The 17503-nt window shown below is 44.1% G+C and carries 17 protein-coding genes; 9 read left to right on the top strand and 8 right to left on the bottom strand.

The features are described 5' to 3' along the window. The first annotated feature begins 15 nt into the window (after positions 1 to 15). From DVG78_RS24330 to DVG78_RS24320, 3 genes are all read left to right on the top strand, one after another. Complete coding sequence (locus DVG78_RS24330) at positions 16 to 1575, top strand: Rne/Rng family ribonuclease (RefSeq protein ID WP_199563292.1); 1560 nt, start codon at positions 16 to 18, stop codon at positions 1573 to 1575. Between the two features lie 93 nt (positions 1576 to 1668). Next, a complete protein-coding gene (locus tag DVG78_RS24325; RefSeq protein ID WP_114463625.1) occupies positions 1669 to 2178 on the top strand; it encodes a hypothetical protein in 510 nt (169 codons plus the stop codon). 17 nt (positions 2179 to 2195) lie between these two features. Continuing rightward, a complete protein-coding gene (locus DVG78_RS24320) occupies positions 2196 to 3428 on the top strand; it encodes an S-adenosylmethionine:tRNA ribosyltransferase-isomerase (RefSeq protein WP_114463624.1) in 1233 nt (410 codons plus the stop codon). Positions 3429 to 3511: 83 nt separating this feature from the next. Here DVG78_RS24320 and DVG78_RS24315 read toward each other — a convergent pair whose 3' ends face one another. The 5 genes from DVG78_RS24315 to DVG78_RS24295 all read right to left on the bottom strand — a co-directional run bounded on the left by DVG78_RS24315 (position 3512) and on the right by DVG78_RS24295 (position 8060). Next, a complete protein-coding gene (locus DVG78_RS24315; protein ID WP_114463623.1) occupies positions 3512 to 4360 on the bottom strand; it encodes a DUF2911 domain-containing protein in 849 nt (282 codons plus the stop codon). 104 nt (positions 4361 to 4464) lie between these two features. Next, positions 4465 to 4749 carry an osmoprotectant transporter permease gene (locus DVG78_RS24310; RefSeq protein ID WP_114463622.1) on the bottom strand — a complete coding sequence of 95 codons (285 nt, stop codon included), beginning with the start codon at positions 4747 to 4749 and terminating at the stop codon, positions 4465 to 4467. A gap of 128 nt (positions 4750 to 4877) precedes the next feature. Then, entirely contained in the window at positions 4878 to 5240 is a 363-nt protein-coding gene (locus DVG78_RS24305) for a helix-turn-helix domain-containing protein (protein ID WP_374755730.1), read from the bottom strand. Positions 5241 to 5408: 168 nt separating this feature from the next. Next, on the bottom strand, positions 5409 to 6944 hold the full coding sequence (locus tag DVG78_RS24300; protein ID WP_114463621.1) for an RNA-directed DNA polymerase: 1536 nt from the start codon (positions 6942 to 6944) through the stop codon (positions 5409 to 5411). A gap of 84 nt (positions 6945 to 7028) precedes the next feature. After that, positions 7029 to 8060: a DUF6807 domain-containing protein gene (locus DVG78_RS24295; protein ID WP_114463620.1), complete on the bottom strand. Its 1032-nt coding sequence runs from the start codon at positions 8058 to 8060 to the stop codon at positions 7029 to 7031. Positions 8061 to 8184: 124 nt separating this feature from the next. Here DVG78_RS24295 and DVG78_RS24290 point away from each other — a divergent pair, with 124 nt between their 5' ends. From DVG78_RS24290 to DVG78_RS24270, 5 genes are all read left to right on the top strand, one after another. After that, positions 8185 to 8817, top strand: coding sequence for a ribonuclease H1 domain-containing protein (locus DVG78_RS24290; protein WP_114463619.1), 633 nt, complete (start codon positions 8185 to 8187; stop codon positions 8815 to 8817). Positions 8818 to 8831: 14 nt separating this feature from the next. Continuing rightward, the gene (locus tag DVG78_RS24285; RefSeq protein WP_114463618.1) at positions 8832 to 9572 is read left to right on the top strand and encodes a tRNA1(Val) (adenine(37)-N6)-methyltransferase; all 741 of its coding nucleotides are present in this window, start codon (positions 8832 to 8834) and stop codon (positions 9570 to 9572) included. A gap of 33 nt (positions 9573 to 9605) precedes the next feature. Further along, a complete protein-coding gene (gene hemF / locus DVG78_RS24280) occupies positions 9606 to 10487 on the top strand; it encodes an oxygen-dependent coproporphyrinogen oxidase (protein ID WP_114463617.1) in 882 nt (293 codons plus the stop codon). Between the two features lie 138 nt (positions 10488 to 10625). Further along, positions 10626 to 13250 carry a DNA gyrase/topoisomerase IV subunit A gene (locus DVG78_RS24275; protein ID WP_114463616.1) on the top strand — a complete coding sequence of 875 codons (2625 nt, stop codon included), beginning with the start codon at positions 10626 to 10628 and terminating at the stop codon, positions 13248 to 13250. Positions 13251 to 13258: 8 nt separating this feature from the next. Further along, on the top strand, positions 13259 to 13957 hold the full coding sequence (locus tag DVG78_RS24270) for a SanA/YdcF family protein (RefSeq protein ID WP_199563291.1): 699 nt from the start codon (positions 13259 to 13261) through the stop codon (positions 13955 to 13957). A 92-nt stretch (positions 13958 to 14049) separates the two neighbouring features. Here the strand turns inward: DVG78_RS24270 and DVG78_RS24265 are convergent, their stop codons facing one another. Continuing rightward, positions 14050 to 14886, bottom strand: a complete 837-nt coding sequence (locus tag DVG78_RS24265; RefSeq protein WP_114463615.1) for a sugar phosphate isomerase/epimerase family protein — start codon at positions 14884 to 14886, stop codon at positions 14050 to 14052. A 195-nt stretch (positions 14887 to 15081) separates the two neighbouring features. Between DVG78_RS24265 and DVG78_RS24260 the strand changes: the two genes are divergently transcribed. Continuing rightward, complete coding sequence (locus tag DVG78_RS24260; protein ID WP_114463614.1) at positions 15082 to 16272, top strand: class I SAM-dependent rRNA methyltransferase; 1191 nt, start codon at positions 15082 to 15084, stop codon at positions 16270 to 16272. A 107-nt stretch (positions 16273 to 16379) separates the two neighbouring features. On the opposite strand, the gene DVG78_RS24255 is transcribed toward DVG78_RS24260, so the two are convergent. Together DVG78_RS24255 and DVG78_RS24250 are read right to left on the bottom strand one after the other, a co-directional pair. Next, entirely contained in the window at positions 16380 to 16844 is a 465-nt protein-coding gene (locus tag DVG78_RS24255) for a group I truncated hemoglobin (RefSeq protein WP_114463613.1), read from the bottom strand. A gap of 93 nt (positions 16845 to 16937) precedes the next feature. Continuing rightward, positions 16938 to 17369 carry a heavy-metal-associated domain-containing protein gene (locus DVG78_RS24250; RefSeq protein ID WP_114463612.1) on the bottom strand — a complete coding sequence of 144 codons (432 nt, stop codon included), beginning with the start codon at positions 17367 to 17369 and terminating at the stop codon, positions 16938 to 16940. Between the last annotated feature and the right edge of the window lie 134 nt (positions 17370 to 17503).

Below are 17503 nucleotides of genomic sequence, written 5' to 3'. Positions count from 1 at the left end.
GATCCTTACAAAACATTGAGTAGCGAATTAATCATCAGTGCCTCACAAAAAGGGACACGCATAGCGCTTTTGCAACAAAAGCGCCTTGTGGAGTACCATGTGGAGGAGTCGGAAAACAGTTTTACGGTCGGTGATATTTATTTAGGAACTGTTCGGAAACTCGTTACTGGTTTGAACGCTGCTTTTGTTGACATCGGATACGAAAAAGATGCTTTTCTACATTACCATGATTTAGGTGCAAACGTCCAGTCGCTTAACAAATTGACCAAAGAGGTCATTGCGAAGCGAATGAATTCCGGCAAATTGAATAACTTCAAAATGGAGCCGGAAATTGACAAACTTGGAAAAATTGACAAAGTGTTGGGCAAAAATCAGCCCATACTCGTCCAGGTTGTCAAAGAGCCTATTTCTACCAAAGGCCCCCGTCTATCTTGCGACATTTCTATTGCAGGTCGCTACGCGGTGTTAGTTCCCTTTTCAAATTCAGTCAATATCTCTAAAAAAATTACGGATAAGGCTGAACGCACCCGTTTACACCGATTAATGACCTCGGTGAAACCCGCTAACTTCGGGATTATTGTTCGCACCGTAGCGGCCAATAAGGAAGTGGAAGAATTGGATAGAGATATTCAAAACTCCATTCAAAAGTGGGAAAACGGAATGAAAATGCTCACCGAAGCAAAACCCCGTGACCGAATCATCGGGGAGATGAATCGGGCGTCGTCCATTATGCGAGATCTACTAAACGATACTTTTGATAGTATCACGGTGGATACCAAAGAGATGTACGACGACATCAAAGGGTTTATTCACACGATTGCGCCTGATAAAGAGAAAATTCTCAAACTATACAGCGGCAAAAATAAGCTGTTTGAGCAGGTAGGCCTTGAAAAGCAAATTAAATCATTGTTTGGACGCTCGGTAAGCCTTCCGGGAGGTGGGTATCTCATCGTAGAACACACCGAAGCACTCCACGTGATAGATGTCAACAGCGGTAACAAGTCCAATAACGAGGAAAATCAGGAAGACACGGCACTGCACACCAACATCGAAGCGGCGAAAGAAATTGCCCGCCAATTGCGCTTGCGCGATATGGGCGGAATCATTGTGGTAGACTTCATTGATATGAAGAAAGCCGAGCATAAAAAGCAGCTATACGACGAAATGAAAGCCGAAATGAAGGCCGACCGTTCGAAGTTTACGTTGCTCCCGCTGACAAAGTTTGGGTTGATGCAGATTACGCGCCAACGGGTTCGTCCAGAAATTAACATTGTGACCCGCGAAGTGTGTCCAACGTGTAATGGAACTGGTACGATTCAGCCCAGTATCCTGATTTCGGATATTATTGAAAATAACCTTGAATATCTCCTTACCCGTCAAAATGAACAAAAGGTGTCGGTAGCCCTTCACCCGTACTTGCACGCGTACTTTACGGCGGGATTCCCGTCGCCCCGACTCAAGTGGTTGTTTAGATATAAATCGTGGGTTAAACTTTTGAAAGACAGCTCTTTGGCTGTAACTGAGTTTAAATTCTACGATAAATACGGTGAAGAAATAGAAATCGCAGCAACTTGATTTCTTTAAAACATTGATAAAGGGTTAAGAGTTAGAAATTAGGGGTTAATGCAAACCTTTAATTTTTGACTTTTAACCCTTAACTTTTTAACTATGAAATTTACAACTTTAGCCATCCGCACGTGGCGTTTTTTTTCAATGATTGCGGTGTTTGGTACATCTATTTACAGTTATAGTCTTTTTAGTGCTGATGTCGGTGTACACTTTGACGCCTTCGGTAAAGCCGACGAATTCATTGGGAAGTCAGATGTTTTCTATATTCTGGTCGCACTGATTGTGGCCAACAATGTTCTTTTTCCCGCCTTGGGCCGCCAACTCATTAAATTGCCGAGTCATCTACTGCCTATTCCGAACCAAACCGAATGGACCGCCCAACGCGATGACCTCAACGAGCATATTCAAAACTGGATTTTTAGCTTGGTCGCCATGATTAATACCATTATTGCCATGACGGTATTTGTTCTTGCCACGGTCAACAACGAATTTACCTTTAAAATCGGCGATTTTGAAGGGTTGTTCTATCTAATTGTGATTTTGTTGTTAATCATCGTTTTGGCATTGCCCATTCGGTTGATGATAAAACCAAAAGTAGAGGAGCTTTAGTTAGTTGAGGGTCTGTTATGCAAAATCTCCCCGAAATACCACTCGCGGATTATCATTACGACTTACCCGATGAGCGTATTGCCCGCTTTCCTGTTGAACCTCGCGATACTTCAAAACTGCTTATTTTTGACAACGGTCAAATCCAGCACGAGCATTTTTATGATTTATCGCAGTTTTTGCCGCAGCATACTTTTCTGGTTTTTAACAATACCAAAGTAATTCCTGCGCGGGTCTTTTTTCAGAAAGCAACGGGAGCAACCATCGAAATCTTTTTACTGCATCCAGAAGCGCCTTCCCGCATTATCAATGACATCATGCAGCAAACCCAGTTTTGCGTTTGGAGTTGCATGATTGGGAATAAGAAACGTTGGAAAGCGGGAGAAAAACTCAGTATTGAGTGTGTGGTGCAAGGAACAAAGTGCAGTGTAGAGGCCGAACTGATTGATAACGAAAAAAATTGGGTTCATTTCAGTTGGTCGGGGGGCTTGTATTTTGCCGACGTGATTCGCGCATTGGGCGAAATTCCGTTGCCGCCTTATTTGGGGCGTCATGCCGATGCGCATGATTCGGATACGTATCAAACCGTGTATTCAAAAGTAGAGGGAGCCGTAGCGGCCCCCACGGCTGGGCTTCATTTTACGGAAAATGTATTTCAGCAACTTTCCGATAAAGGCATCCACCACGATTTTGTAACCCTGCACGTGGGGGCGGGCACGTTCCAACCCGTAAAGGTTCAGAATGCGGTGGAGCATACCATGCATTCGGAGCAGGTGGTTTTTAAGAAATCCTTTATTGAAAATCTTCTTCTGAACATTGAGCAAGTGGTTGCCGTTGGCACCACCTCCATGCGCTCATTAGAAAGTTTATACTGGATTGGGGTCAAATTGCTGACTTCGTCTTTAGGCCAAAGAAATGACGGTGAGCATTTTTTTATTGAAAAGCTGACTCCTTACTTGGATTATCCCTTCGAACCCACACCTCAAGCGTCTTTAAAGGCTATTTTGGCTTACATGGCGGGTGCTCAGCTAGAAGAATTGGTGGGGGAGACGGAGATAATGATTTTTCCAGGATATCGTTTCAAAATATGTAAAGGACTGATTACGAATTATCACCAACCGGGCTCAACGTTGATGCTGTTAGTGGCGGCGTTTTTGGGTCCACAGTGGCGTAGCGTTTATCAAGCGGCTTTGGCCAACGATTATCGTTTTTTGAGCTACGGAGATTCTTCGCTGTTGTGGAGAGTCGATTAGAAAATTCAAATTTGGTTATACACACAGAAGGGTTGAAAGTCAGACTTTCAACCCTTCTGTATATGAGTGACTTATAAAAGAGTTTATTTCCCGCAAGCTTTTAAGACGTTGGTATGGTTTAGGATGTAGGCCCCATCGTTGGCTTTTTTTGCCAGTTCTAAGCCTTTTTGGGCATCAGCGATGGCTACGTCGCATTTTCCGATTTTAGCGGCAATTTTCCCCCGCAGGTAGTAGGTCCAGTATTCTTTTTCTTTCTCGACCACTTTATTGGCCCATTCGTAGGCTTTGTTCAAATCGCGGTTGGTGTCGTAGTAATAATTTGCGGCGTCTGAGTACGTACCTTCAGTGACCGTAGGCGCGTTTATTTTTTGTTGAATCTCCGCCATGATTTGCGCATCGGGGTCGTGCGAAATGCTGAATTTGGCCTGTAAATTCTCCCAACGAATGGCGATTTTGGCCGAATTGGGCGTAAAGTCGGTAAATTCAATCGTGAAATACTCTTCCGTTTTCGCCGTTTTTTCGGCTTTTACCTTAAACCTGAGGAGGTCGTCGGTTTGTTTATAACCATACGCTCCCCATTGATTGGGGTTTTTGCTCAGAATAATCGTCCATTCGGTCTCGGTCGGGATGGTAAACAAACCATACGTGCCCGCAGGTACTTTTTGTCCTTCGAGGGTCATTTCTTGGGATAAAATCAGGTTAGGCACTTTGTTGGCGCCCGTTCTCCAAACTTGACCGTAAGGGGCCAGAGGGGTGCCGAATAACTTACGGCCTTTCAACGCTGGGCGGCTGTATTCTACGGTTACATTGGCCAAACCGATGCTTTGTACCGCCGTGGCGGAGGGGCTGGCAGCGGGGGTTTTGATTTGGGCGTGCGCCATTCCTAGGCTTAGACAAAGGAGGAGCGTGCTTACGGAGGAGAAAAGTTTCATTGCAAATCGTGTTTTTGAGTTGTTAAAGAGACTGTAAAACAACAAAAACCTTTTTCGTAGAACAACTCCCTCCGACTGAATCGTCAAAAAAACGGCCTGAAAGGTTAATTCCAGCGCGGTTTGGTAATAATGATCATGAGCATAAATAAAGCATACAGTAGCCCGGGTACGGCCAAAATAGCCAGAACGATCTTGGCTATACGGAGATAGTCATTTGATTTTAGCCACAGACTCCCCAGCATAATGGCGCCGATGCCCAATAAAATCATGACCCATAAGCCCATATTGAAGGAGGAGACGGAGCCATCTACTAAGCCAATGAAGAAAAAATACAGCACCACCAGCGATATTACAGCGTCGATGCCCCAAAGAACCCAAAAAAGTGTCATTGTGTCTATTGTCTAGCGGTTGAATGTCAATTTGCTATTCGTGTTGTTATTATACTTTATAGCTAACGGTTGTTGGGGATTGGGGCCTTATTGCCAAACTGCTATTGTGCGTTCGGCTTTCTTTTCTGTCAGACAAGTTTAACAAAGTTGTCTTCGAGTTTTACATTAAAGTTTATCTCTGCTTTTAATGCTTTAAATACTTTCAAAATAGTGCCAACTGTTGCACTGTTTGCACTGCTTTCAAGTTTGGAAATTTGGGCTTTCTGAACTCCTACAAGTCTTCCGAGTTCTTCTTGTGTCAAATGGCGTTCTTGTCTTGCTGTTTTAATCATTTTTCCCAAAACGTCCATACGAAGTTCATATTCGTATTCGTCACGGTCAGCAGTACCAACTTTACCGATATACTTGTCCTTCATTTCGGCAAGCGAATAAGTCTTGATTTCTTTAGTTGCCATTATTGCCTTGTTTAATGCCATAAAGGTAGTAGCCATTGTTTCCAAATATAGAAACAGTGTTATTCGAGTTTGTTACCGATGGCGGCCTTTTATGCTGATGACTAATGTTTCGGGTCTTGGATAAGTGACTGACTTCCATCGCTACTGTTCATTCGAAGCATGTCAGCCCATAATAACGGTTTTGCTTTATTATGGGCTGGTTTTTTATTCTGCTGTCTGTTCTGAATAGTCATATTCAGTTTTGAACAATTCAATTTCTTCGCTTGTAATTACTACATCTATACCTGCAATTATGGCTTCGTCAATAATTGGTGTCTGCTCAATAATGTTTTTTAGGTTATTCTCTAACCAATCAGAATTCCAAATTTGCAATGCAGGAACATTTACCTTTTCACAGAGCTTTTCTGAGTATTGTCTTTGCCTGTCAAGTTTAATTGTAAGTCTTTGAAGCCAAATCTTAATGTGCCCAGTATTTGGTATTTTTTCAAACCGTTGGTAAATAAGATTTAGTAAATCGTTCTTTTTATTGTTGTCAAGAATAAGTGAAAGTAGTTTGCTAAGAATCGCGGAAGCTATTGGGTATGTTCTTGGGTTCTTAAACATTATGTCAACCAAAATGCTTACCAAGACTGTTATATTTTGATAGGTTTCTGATATGCCTTTTATTCTATTGTAAAATTTACTCAAAGCTTTTGATAAACTTCCAGAATTCGGGTGTTCTTCGGATAGCTTGTGAATAATCAATAAATGTTCTTGAATACTTTTTGCGCCCTTTTTTGAAGAAATCCAATATAATTTATCCGACTTTAAAGAGTTTTTAATGACATTGTTTGATACAATAGTTTTTTGTGCGTTCAATCGCATTCCAAGCTCTATCAAAATTTCTGTCAATAGTTTTGTTATGTGTTCAGCAGTCTGTGGATTATTTGAAAAAATCCGATAATCATCTCGATACCTTATTATTTCATAATCCTGTATATTGTCTTGCTGAATTTTGTCCGAAAGTTCTAAATCTGTAAAACCAAGAACCATTTCAGCGATAAAGTCCATCAAAACACTTCCTTGGGGAATTCCATTTGTCTGTCCGTAAGACATATCTTGTAAATGCTTGTCAATTACGTTTCCAACAAGTTGAAAATTTTTCCGTTGTGCTTTAGCTGTTGTTTTCGTATGAATTGCCCAAGGAATGGAATGTGTATAAATAGAACCGTAACAATCCGATATATCAATATGTAAAACGTATTCATATTTTAGTGCCAATTCCAAGGATTGTTGTTCTATTGTTTGCCACCATTGTCCTACCGATGTTGCTTTGTCTGATTGGTCTGTGTCAGAACGAATAGGAATGCTGTAACATCTTATTTTGGGGTTTGCTTGAAATTGAGTAAATCGACTAATGATAGCATTCCAATTTTCTTGCTCCGTGATTTTATTGACGAGTGAAACGTAAAGAGCTGGGTGAATTAGTTGAAATGGTCGCCAAGCAAATTTTCCGTCTTTGTTATTAAGAAACTTGTAGTTTACGTCTTCATATTCTGCTGGGAAATGCCTTGTGGTTTGTCCGCCTTGATGAGTTGTTGAGTAAAAAGTTGAAATGCCTTGCCCGTTGAGTTGATTAGAAACCAATTGAAGTAAATTTCCAAAAACAAAATAGTGGGGTAAGTCAAAGTTGAAATAACTTTCTTCTTTGAGAAAAAACAGCCTTGCGTCTGTATAATTAAGATCTAAAACTTTCGTCATTGGTTACTTTTGGATTTGTCGGGTGTTGTCTTTTAAGCTTGCCACAAACTGAGGGCAGATTGGTCTAGTATGGGCTACAAATCGCTACTTAACTTTGCCAAAATCAGCGGCAATCTGATTGATTTTGTCGTCTGATAGTGTCTCAGAGGCAATCACGGTGCGGTAACGGAAGGTGGTTGACTCGCCGTTTTTGAGTTGGAGGTTCATTTCTTCTTTTCCTTGGCTGAACACCTTCATTCCGAGGGGGTTGGCCGCAAAAAGCCCGTAACCCCGGGCGTGCCAGTAGGTAGGATAACCCGCGTTTTTGGGGTGGTCGAGGATTACTAGGTTAACGGTTTCGTTGCCCATTGTTCCGCGCAAATTACACCAACGGGCGCGTTTGCTCCATACCTCTTCGCCTTCAATGCCCTCGCTGTTGCGGTAACTGCCCGATACGCCAGTGTTGTCCATCACCGGTACTTTTGTGGCCACTCCCGACGCATCCGTAAATACCTCGGGGCTTTTGGAAGGATGCTCCAATTGACGGGCCACCCGAATCGCAAACATCCCATCTTTCACGTCTTTGAAAGTGACAAGGTCAGTTTTGGCCGTGAGGGTGGTGATGCGATCCACGGTGCGGGTGGTGGCGTCGCCGCTGAATACGTAGGTGGTGGTTTCGGTCAGCATCAGGCCGCCGTTTTTGTCAAGCCAGTCGGCCGTTACGGTCAATTCACCCTGTTTTTTGCCACTTTTCAGGCTTTTGATGCCCGTGTGTACTATCGTGCCGTAGGTTCCTTTTGAGCTGGGAGGGGTCAGAGAGTTGTTCCAGAAATCGTGCCCGTTGACGGCTTCATAGTTGAGCCACATGCCTACGTGGTGAGGGTGGTCAACGCGCTCACCCGGACGAGGGTCAAGCGGCCATCCGCGGGTAATGTTGGTGCCTTGGGCCGTGAGTAGAGGATACAATACGGCTTTTTTGAGGACGGAAGGGCCAGGGTAAAAATAATTCGTGAACGGTTTGCCATCAATGGAGACTTCCACTTTTTTATCCGCAGATTTGTCCGTCAGTACAACTCCCTTTTGGGCATAAGCGCCAAGGGATAAAAAGGCTAATGCAGTACAGAAAATAGATTTCATGTAGGTTGTGCAGTGGTTAATTTTCTTTCGTTTGGTAGTATAGTGTACGAACGAACACTAAGAATAGACTACGATTAAAAGCCCATATTCACTTTTTTTACCCGCACTTTTGTAAGTTTGTGGCATGGCTAAAAAACAAAAATATTATGTCGTGTGGGAAGGACGTAAACGAGGTGTGTTTACGGACTGGACCGACTGTGAGGCCCAAATCAAGGGTTTTCCTGAAGCTAAATTTAAGTCATTTGACACCATTAAGGAGGCAGAAGAAGCCCTGAAAGAAAATTATTGGGCTTTTATTTCACCCAAAACGGCCAAAGCACCGCTCAAAGAAGCCCCTGCCAACATTGGCAATCCCAACCTTGAAAGTATTGCGGTAGATGCCGCTTGGAACACCGCAACGGGCGATGTAGAATACCAAGGGGTGTACCTCCGCACGGGACAAAAAATATTTCATCAAGGCCCGTTTCGGGATGGAACGAACAACATCGGGGAGTTTTTGGCGATTGTCCACGGGCTGGCCTATCTACAAAAACACCAAAGTAATCTACCGATTTATTCGGATTCTCGCACTGCTATCAGTTGGATAAAACGTAAACATGCCAACACTAAACTTGAAGTAACCCCCGCCAACAAGCAAATCTTTGAACTGCTCCAACGCGCCGAAGAATGGCTCTCCAAAAATAAATTTACCAATCAGATTTTGAAATGGGAAACGGAATATTGGGGAGAGAATCCGGCAGATTTTGGGCGCAAGTAACCGCCTAATCACCCATGCCAAGAACTCCTGCTCCCTATTTTCGATTTAAACAGTTTACCGTTTGGCACGACCGCAGTGCGTTGAAGGTCTGCACCGAAGCCTGTATTTTGGGTGCATACGTAAAGGTAACGGGGGCGACACGCGCTTTGGACATTGGGACTGGAACTGGTCTGCTGGCGTTGATGGCGGCCCAACGAAACCCTTTGATGCGCATTGACGCGGTAGAAATCGAGGAACAAAACTACTTGCAAGCCGTTGATAATGTGGCGCAAAGCCCTTTTGTAGAGAGAATAGCGGTGCATCATACGGCGATTCAGGATTGGCCGAGGGAAAATGAAAATCTGACTTCAAACTTTTCAGACTACGACCTGATTATCAGCAATCCTCCGTTTTTTGCCAATCATCTACGGTCGCCGTCGGCCGCGCGCAATCGGGCGTTGCATACCGATACGCTTTCTTTAGAGGAGTTGGTGGATTCGGTGGCGCGGTTATTGGCAGTAGAGGGACGTTTTGTGGTACTTTTACCCGCGTATGAAACCCAATTGTTGACGGAGATTGCCGCGAGTGCAGGACTCTGGCCGACCCGTCAATTGCGGGTTTTTCAACGGCCCGATAAGCCGCTTTTTCGAATGATTACTACTTTTGAGCGTCATCATACCGAATCTATTCTCGAATCTCTCTATATTCACCACCTTGATGGGAGCTATTCTGAAGAGTTTCGAACTTTATTGAAAGAATACTACTTGATTTTTTAGGAGTTAATCAAAACCACCCCAATACTACAATTCATGCGCGATACGATTGCCACTTACTTTCAACATTTACAAGATACGATTTGTCAAGCCCTCGAAACCGCCGACGGCTTGGGGAAATTCAAAGAAGATAAATGGGAACACCACAGCGGCGGTGGCGGTCGCTCACGGGTGCTCGAAAATGGAAACATCATCGAAAAAGGAGGCGTTAACTTTTCGGCCGTGCAGGGCCAAACTTCCGAAGCACTCATGCGCCAGATGAACCTGACCGAGCAGGCCGATTACTTTGCCACGGGCGTATCGATTGTGATGCACCCAAATAGTCCGAAAGTGCCGATTATTCACATGAATGTGCGCTATTTTGAAATGTCAAACGGGGTGAGTTGGTTTGGCGGAGGCATTGACCTGACGCCGCATTACGTGGTGGAAGAAGATGCCCGTTGGTTTCACCAACAATTGAAAGCCACTTGCGATAAACATGACCCTCATTACTATCCTCGATTTAAAAAATGGGCGGATGATTATTTCTACATCCCCCACCGTCAGGAAACGCGTGGCGTGGGAGGTATCTTTTTTGATTATCAGAAGTCGGAAGACAAAGAGAGCCTTTTTCGTTTTGTGCAGGCCGTGGGAGAAACCTTTGCTCCGACGTATACGCACCTGATGTTAAAAAATAAAGACATCCCTTTTACCGAAGCCGAAAAAGAATGGCAGTTGGTACGTCGGGGAAGATATGCCGAATTTAATTTGGCATGGGACCGAGGTACAAAATTCGGACTGGAAACGGGCGGCCGTACGGAATCTATTTTGATGAGTTTGCCGCCTTTGGCGCGTTGGATTTACGATTATCACCCACTGCCAGACACTCCTGAGGGGCAAACAATTTTATTGCTTAAAAAGGGGATTGAGTGGGTCTAAATTCAAATTTTAACGCCTTTTTTTTGTATATTTACGTTTTAAATTTTTGTGATTTGCGGGCAATTCCGTGGGGAGAGCGGAAGATAAGAAGCCATTTTTTTGCAAAACCGAAAACCCCAAATCACGCAGTAAAAGACAATGAGCGAAATCAACGAAACCTTACCTGAAGACAAACGCCCTAAGAAAGATGCCCTCCATACTCAGTCGGATGTGGGGGATATGTACCAAAATTGGTTTTTGGATTATGCCTCCTACGTAATTCTGGAGCGCGCAGTGCCCGCAATTGAAGACGGCCTTAAACCGGTTCAGCGGAGAATTTTGCACGCTTTGCGGGAAATGGACGACGGGCGCTTTAACAAAGTGGCCAACGTCATCGGAGCCACCATGCAATACCACCCACACGGCGATGCCTCCATCAACGAGGCCATCGTCAATATGGGTCAAAAAGAATTGATTTTTGACACGCAGGGAAACTGGGGGGATATTCGTACGGGCGACAGTGCCGCCGCTCCTCGTTACATTGAAGTAAGGCTTTCGAAGTTTGGTAATGATGTTATTTTCAACGATGACACGACCGAATGGCAGTTGAGCTACGACGGTCGTAAGCGCGAACCCGTCACGCTACCCGTTAAGTTTCCATTGCTTTTGGCAACGGGGGTGGAAGGAATCGCGGTAGGGCTTTCGACCAAGATTTTACCGCACAACTTTATTGAATTGGTAGAAGCCTCGATTGCGTTGCTCAAAGGCCAACCGATTCAGTTATACCCCGATTTTCCAACGGGTGGGCAAATTGACATTACGAATTACAACGACGGCTTGCGCGGTGGTAAAGTGCGGGTGCGGGCCAAGATTGAAGAGCTGGATAAGAAAACGCTCATTATTCGCGAAATTCCGTTTAGTACGACCACAACCTCCATCAAAGACTCCATCATCAAAGCCAATGATGAAGGGAAGATTAAGATACGGAAAGTAGAAGATTTGACCTCGAAAGACGTTGAAGTATTGGTGCATTTGGCCCCCAACGTCTCGCCCGATATTACCATTGATGCTCTGTACGCATTTACGGAGTGTGAAGTGAGTATTTCACCCAACGCCTGTATCATTATCGCGGATCGACCGCATTTTGTAACGGTATCCGAAATATTAAGTGTTTGTAATGACCAGACCGTAAATCTACTCAAAAGGGAGCTGGAAATCAGGCGCTTTGAGTTGAAAGAAAAGCTGCTTTACAGCTCGCTGGAGAAAATTTTCATTGAAAACCGAATTTATCGTGACATTGAAGAATGCGAGACTTTTGAGGCCGTCATTCAAACCATCGACGCTGGCCTGACGCCTTTTAAAGCCGATTTTTACCGTGAAATAACCGAAGAAGATATTTTGCGGTTGACTGAACTGCGCATCAAGCGGATTTCGAAATATGATGGCTTTAAGGCAGAAGAAGCCATGCGGAAGCTGGAAGAGGAACTGAAAGAAGTAGAGGATAATCTGGCCAATTTGACGCGTTTTGCCATTGCCTATTACAAAGACTTACTGAAGAAACACAGCAAAAACCGCCAACGCCGTACCGAAATCCGTTCGTTCAATACCATTGCCGCGACCGTTGTGGCGGCGGCCAACCAAAAGTTGTACGTAAACCGAGAAGAAGGCTTTGTAGGCTATGGCTTGAAGAAAGATGAGTACGTGATGGATTGCTCCGACATCGACGACGTGATTATCTTCCGTCGCGATGGAAAATACAAGGTCGTACGCATTACCGAAAAAGTGTTTGTCGGAAAAGACATTATCTACGTGGCTGTGTTCAAGAAAAATGATGAGCGCAAAGTATACAATGTCACTTATTTGGACGGAAAATCGGGGGCTAGCTACGCCAAACGTTTTGTGGTGACGGGAATCACCCGCGACAAAGAATATGACGTGACCCTCGGAACGCCTAAATCTAAGATTACCTATTTTACGGCCAATGACAACGGCGAAGCAGAGGTGATTACGGTCAGCCTGACGGCGCAAAGTACGGCGCGTATCAAACTTTTTGATTTTAATTTTTCCCAACTGGCGATTAAAAACCGCTCGGCCATGGGAAATGTGTTGACAAAGTACCCCGTTCGTAAAATAGCCTTTAAATCGGCGGGAGCATCAACCCTTGGTGGCGTAGATTTATGGTACGACAGCGTGTTGGGACGCCTGAATCGCGACGACCGAGGTCGGTATTTGGGCAATTTTGACAACGGAGATTTGATTTTGGTTTTATACAAGGAAGGGACGTACGAGCTGACGACCTATGACCTGACCAACCGGTACGAACCCAAAGACATTCTCCAAATTGAGAAGTTTTTGCCCGACCGTCCCATCACGGCGGTTTATTTTGAAGCAACCCAAAAAAGCTATTTTGCCAAAAGGTTTAAAATTGAAACGAGTACCGTTGACAAGAAGTTTTCTTTTATTGGAGATACCAAGGGCTCGAAGCTTATTTTTGTTTCGCTCGATGCCCATCCGCGGATGGAATTGCTGATTGAAAAAAGCAAAACCGAAACCCAAAAGGAGATTGTGGTACTTGATGCCTTTGTGGACGTGAGGGGGTGGAAAGCATTGGGTAACAAAGTGTCGGGCCTAAAAGTAAAAGAAGTAAAACAAATCGACTCATTGCCAGAAGCTGAAAAAGCGACTATTACGATTTTAGAACCTAAGAATGAGCTTGAAGAAGAAACTGATGCCCCTGACGAGGCATCTTCGACCGACGAAAATGGACAGTTAGGTTTATTCTAACCAATCAAATGAAAGAAGGATTGCTGCATATTAACGCGATACGACGCTCCAAAAAGCTGCAAGTCTCACTGGTGAAACAACTCATCAAGGGGGGCTTCTGGAGTGTGTTTTCCGTCGTTGTGTTAATATTGTTATGCAACTGGATTGTAGTAGATACGACGCGTTCGAAAGTCTTTTTTGATATAAACACCTTGCCTTCCAACGATGTAGGTTTGGTGCTCGGTACAAGCAAGTACGTAGCCCGTGGCAAAGAAAACCTCTTTTTTCGGTATCGTATGGAGGCTTCGGCGCGCTTATTTAAAGAGGGGAAAGTAAAATACCTGATTTTGAGCGGCAACAAAGAGGCCGAAACCTACGACGAACCCAAAGCCATGAAACAAGCCCTGACCAAACTTGGGGTGCCCGAAGATGCCATGCTGTTGGATACGGCGGGGTATCGTACCTACGATTCGGTGATTCGCTGTCGGGAAGTTTATGGCCAAGAACGCGTAACGGTTATTTCGCAAAACTTCCACAATGCCCGCGCTCTTTACCTCGCCGATCATGAAGGATTGAATGCCGTTGGGTTTGCCGCGCAGGATGTCCCCAATGGCTATTCTATTAAGACCTTAATCCGTGAATACTTGGCGCGTCCAAAAGCTATGTTGGACGTGTACATTTTGAAACCAGAAGCAGGGGTCAGAGAAGGGGCTTCCCAAAAAGAATGAATGGCTATTCGTTTTTGAAGTTGAATGGATAAATACCAAAAAGCGCGAAAAGGACAATCCTCTTCGCGCTTTTCTCTTTTAGTAATAAGTCCTTAGATGGAAAGTTTCTTCATCCATTCGGCATCTACTTTCATGCTTTCGATGGAGGAAACGGGATATTCTTCCTGCTCTACGATATAATACTTGATACCAGCCTTTTTGGCGGCCTTGAGGATGGTTGGATAATCGACGGAGCCTTTTCCGAAATCTTTTTGAACTACTTTGCCACCTTCTTTGACCATGTCTTTGATGTGAACGAGTTCATAGCGATTTGCATACTTGTTGAGGTGAGCAACGGCATCTTGGCCCGAAGCGATAACCCAGCACAAATCCAACTCAAACATCACTTTTTTAGGGTCGGTGTTGGCGAGTAAAACTTCGTGTGGAATTTGTCCTTCGAGGGGTTTAAACGAATAATCGTGGTTGTGGTAGCCAAATTTCATGCCTGCTTTGGTGACTTTTTCGCCCACTTCGTTGAACAAGTCGGCTTTTTTCTTCCAAGCATCGATGGTTTTTTGCGCACCGATATACGGGCAAAGCATGTATTTGAGCCCTGCCTCGGCACCCCGCTCAATATTTTTGTCCAAATCTTTGTTGATGTCAAAGTGAGTACTGATCATTTTGACACCCAAGTCGCCCAAATAGGTTTTGCACTCCGATGGACTCATGCCCCACAAGAAATCAGGCCCTCCGTAGCTTTCAAATTGCGTGTAGCCCAGTTCGGCGAGTTTTTTCATTGTCCCTTTCGGGTCTTTTGGCATCAGGTCGCGGACGCTGTATAGTTGAACCCCAAAGTTTTTTAGTTTTTTAGCTTCGGCAAAAAGGCTTGGTGCCAGTACCAAACCAGTACCCAAAACGGCAGATTGTTTAATAAAATCCCGACGATTCATGAAATTAATATGGTTAGTTGTTTCCAAGATAAAAACGAAAAGCCCTCTTTCTACTTGTTTTGGGGGACGTATATTTATGCAAAATGATGCAGAAAGATGCTTTAATTATTCTTATATCCCCCATCTTTGCGTAAAATTCCCCGTAATGATAGGCAAATGGTGCTTTCATCCGAGGGTGTACATTAAATTAAATCAATGATTTTTCCGCAAATAGTTCTCAAATCAAACCGTGACGAAGCCGTTCGTCGTTTTCATCCGTGGGTATTTTCAGGGGCCATTGGCTCAATGAAAGGTCAACCAGCCGACGGCGACATCGTAGAAGTAGTAGATAATCGCAATAAATATTTGGCTACGGGCCATTATCACAATGGTAATATTGCGGTGAAGATTTTTAGTTATGAAAAAATACTGCCTGATGTGGCTTTCTGGAAGCAAAAACTCCAAAATGCGTTAACTGTTCGGAAAGTCATTTTTGCGAATCAACCCGACAATCTAACCAATTGCTACCGGTTAATCCACGGCGAAGGGGATGGGCTTCCGGGTTTAATTATTGATTATTACGATGGTGTTTTGGTGATTCAGGCCCATTCTATTGGAATGTATCGCGTGCTGGAAGATATTTCGTTGGCGTTACAGGAGGTTTATGGCGGCGACTTAAAAGCCATTTACCACAAAAGTGCAGATACTTTGCCCGAAAATTTTGCCAAAAACGTGCAAAATGGCTATTTGTACGGCAGCTGTGCCGTACCTCATCCCGTCAAAGAAAATGGACATACATTTTTGATTGATTGGGAAACGGGTCAAAAAACGGGCTTCTTCTTAGATCAGCGCAACAACCGTGATTTGTTGGCGTATTATGCCAAAGGCAAAAAAGTCCTCAATGCGTTCTGTTATTCGGGAGGTTTTTCGATTTATGCACTGGCGGCTGGTGCCGAAAGGGTAGATTCTGTGGATGTTTCTAAAAAAGCCATTGACCTGACCAATCAAAACGTACAAGCCAATTTTGGCGATATTGCTACTCACCAGTCGTACGCCGAAGATGTCATGGCATTTTTAAAACAAACTTCCGATACCTACGATGTAATGGTACTCGACCCTCCTGCCTTTGCCAAAAGTATGGCCGCCCGTCACCGGGCTGTTCAGGGCTATAAACGACTGAACGCCGACGGCATCCGACATTTAAAATCGAACGGGATTTTGTTTACTTTTTCGTGCTCTCAGGTTGTTGACCGCGAGTTGTTTTATAATACCATTGTCGCCGCCGCGATTGAAGCAGGACGGCAGGTTCGGGTATTGCACCAAATCACGCAACCACCCGATCACCCAGTAAATTTGTTTCATCCTGAAGGAAGCTATCTGAAAGGACTGGTGCTTTGGGTAGAATAGCAAAAAAAACAGGGGCAAGTAATTTTGCCCCTGTTAACCTTCAACTATCCAACCTCTATGGTAATCTATCTCAATAGTTTACCACCCTCTTACTGGATAGCTGAATACTATTTACCTACAATTTGTCCCTTTAGTCCACCCAATACTCCTAAAAGCTCTCCTTTTTCGGTGGCGGGTACTTTGAATTTGTCTAGTGCAAGTACCAGGTCATTAACCAACGAATTGAATTCAGTTTCGGTAATGTTCATGCCTGCATGAGCAGTTACCATGTCTTTGCCTTTGTACATTTGAGGCCCACCGCTGGCTTGGCCAATTTGGTCGATTAAGTTGTTACGAAGCGCAGTCACGCGGGCAGTATTTCCTTTGCCTACATCGTCCAACAATGGTTTGAAGGTGCGCACCATGTTGGGGTCAGCGGCTACGTTTGCAATAAATTGGTCAACCACGGCTGAGATGGCGGTTACTCCGCCCAAACGGTCATACAACGAAGGCGCTGGTGTTTCTTCCTCTTTTTTACAACCGCTCAAAACTGAAATAAGGGCGAATGATAGGACAAGAATTCTCTTTTTCATGTGTGTGTAATTGATTTAATTGATATATAAAATAGATTAAAATTGCTCTTTAATGTTCAAAGTAGGAGTGTGTTGCTGTTCAAGGGGGTTATTTTAGCGGAAGCAAAGCGCGTATTTTACTTTTTCAAACGCCATGATGTATTCTTGCGGAACAGGGCATTGGGGACTTGGTGGCCCATCGGTTTTAAACACCGCTGCTTGTACTGGCCGACCTGTGATATTGCCTACCAATTTACGAAGTGAACCTTCCGAAGTTTGGTCGGGGTCAAAGGTGATGCTGACCAGTTCACTCACAGGGTTTGCCCCGCAGGCGGTTACCCCGTCGTGTAGCGACACTTTTTCTTTTACTGAATTTACCTGCTCAGGGCTGGTCAGTCCGTCCACCTTAAAAATGGTCATGCTGATGGGCTTAACGTACGAGTGCATAGGGGCAGGTTCAAGATTTGCATATACCACAAAGGCCAAAAAGAGCCCCAGGAGAGTATATCCAATCCGCTTGGTTGCTTTTATGAATGTGTTTTCCATAATTGAAGTTGGTTTTGCTTCTACTTACGGGAAAAGGATTTACAATAGATTTAGATAGTTCTTATTTTTTTTTGATATTGCAATCATTAAAAAAAGTAAAACCTAAGTCCATTTTCGCAAGTTGAGTGTATATA

Origin of the sequence: Runella aurantiaca (assembly GCF_003339505.1) — a bacterium.
GTDB classification, from domain to species: domain Bacteria; phylum Bacteroidota; class Bacteroidia; order Cytophagales; family Spirosomataceae; genus Runella; species Runella aurantiaca.
Note: the sequence above shows the minus strand (reverse complement) of the source record. Positions and strands in the feature narration are given on the sequence as shown.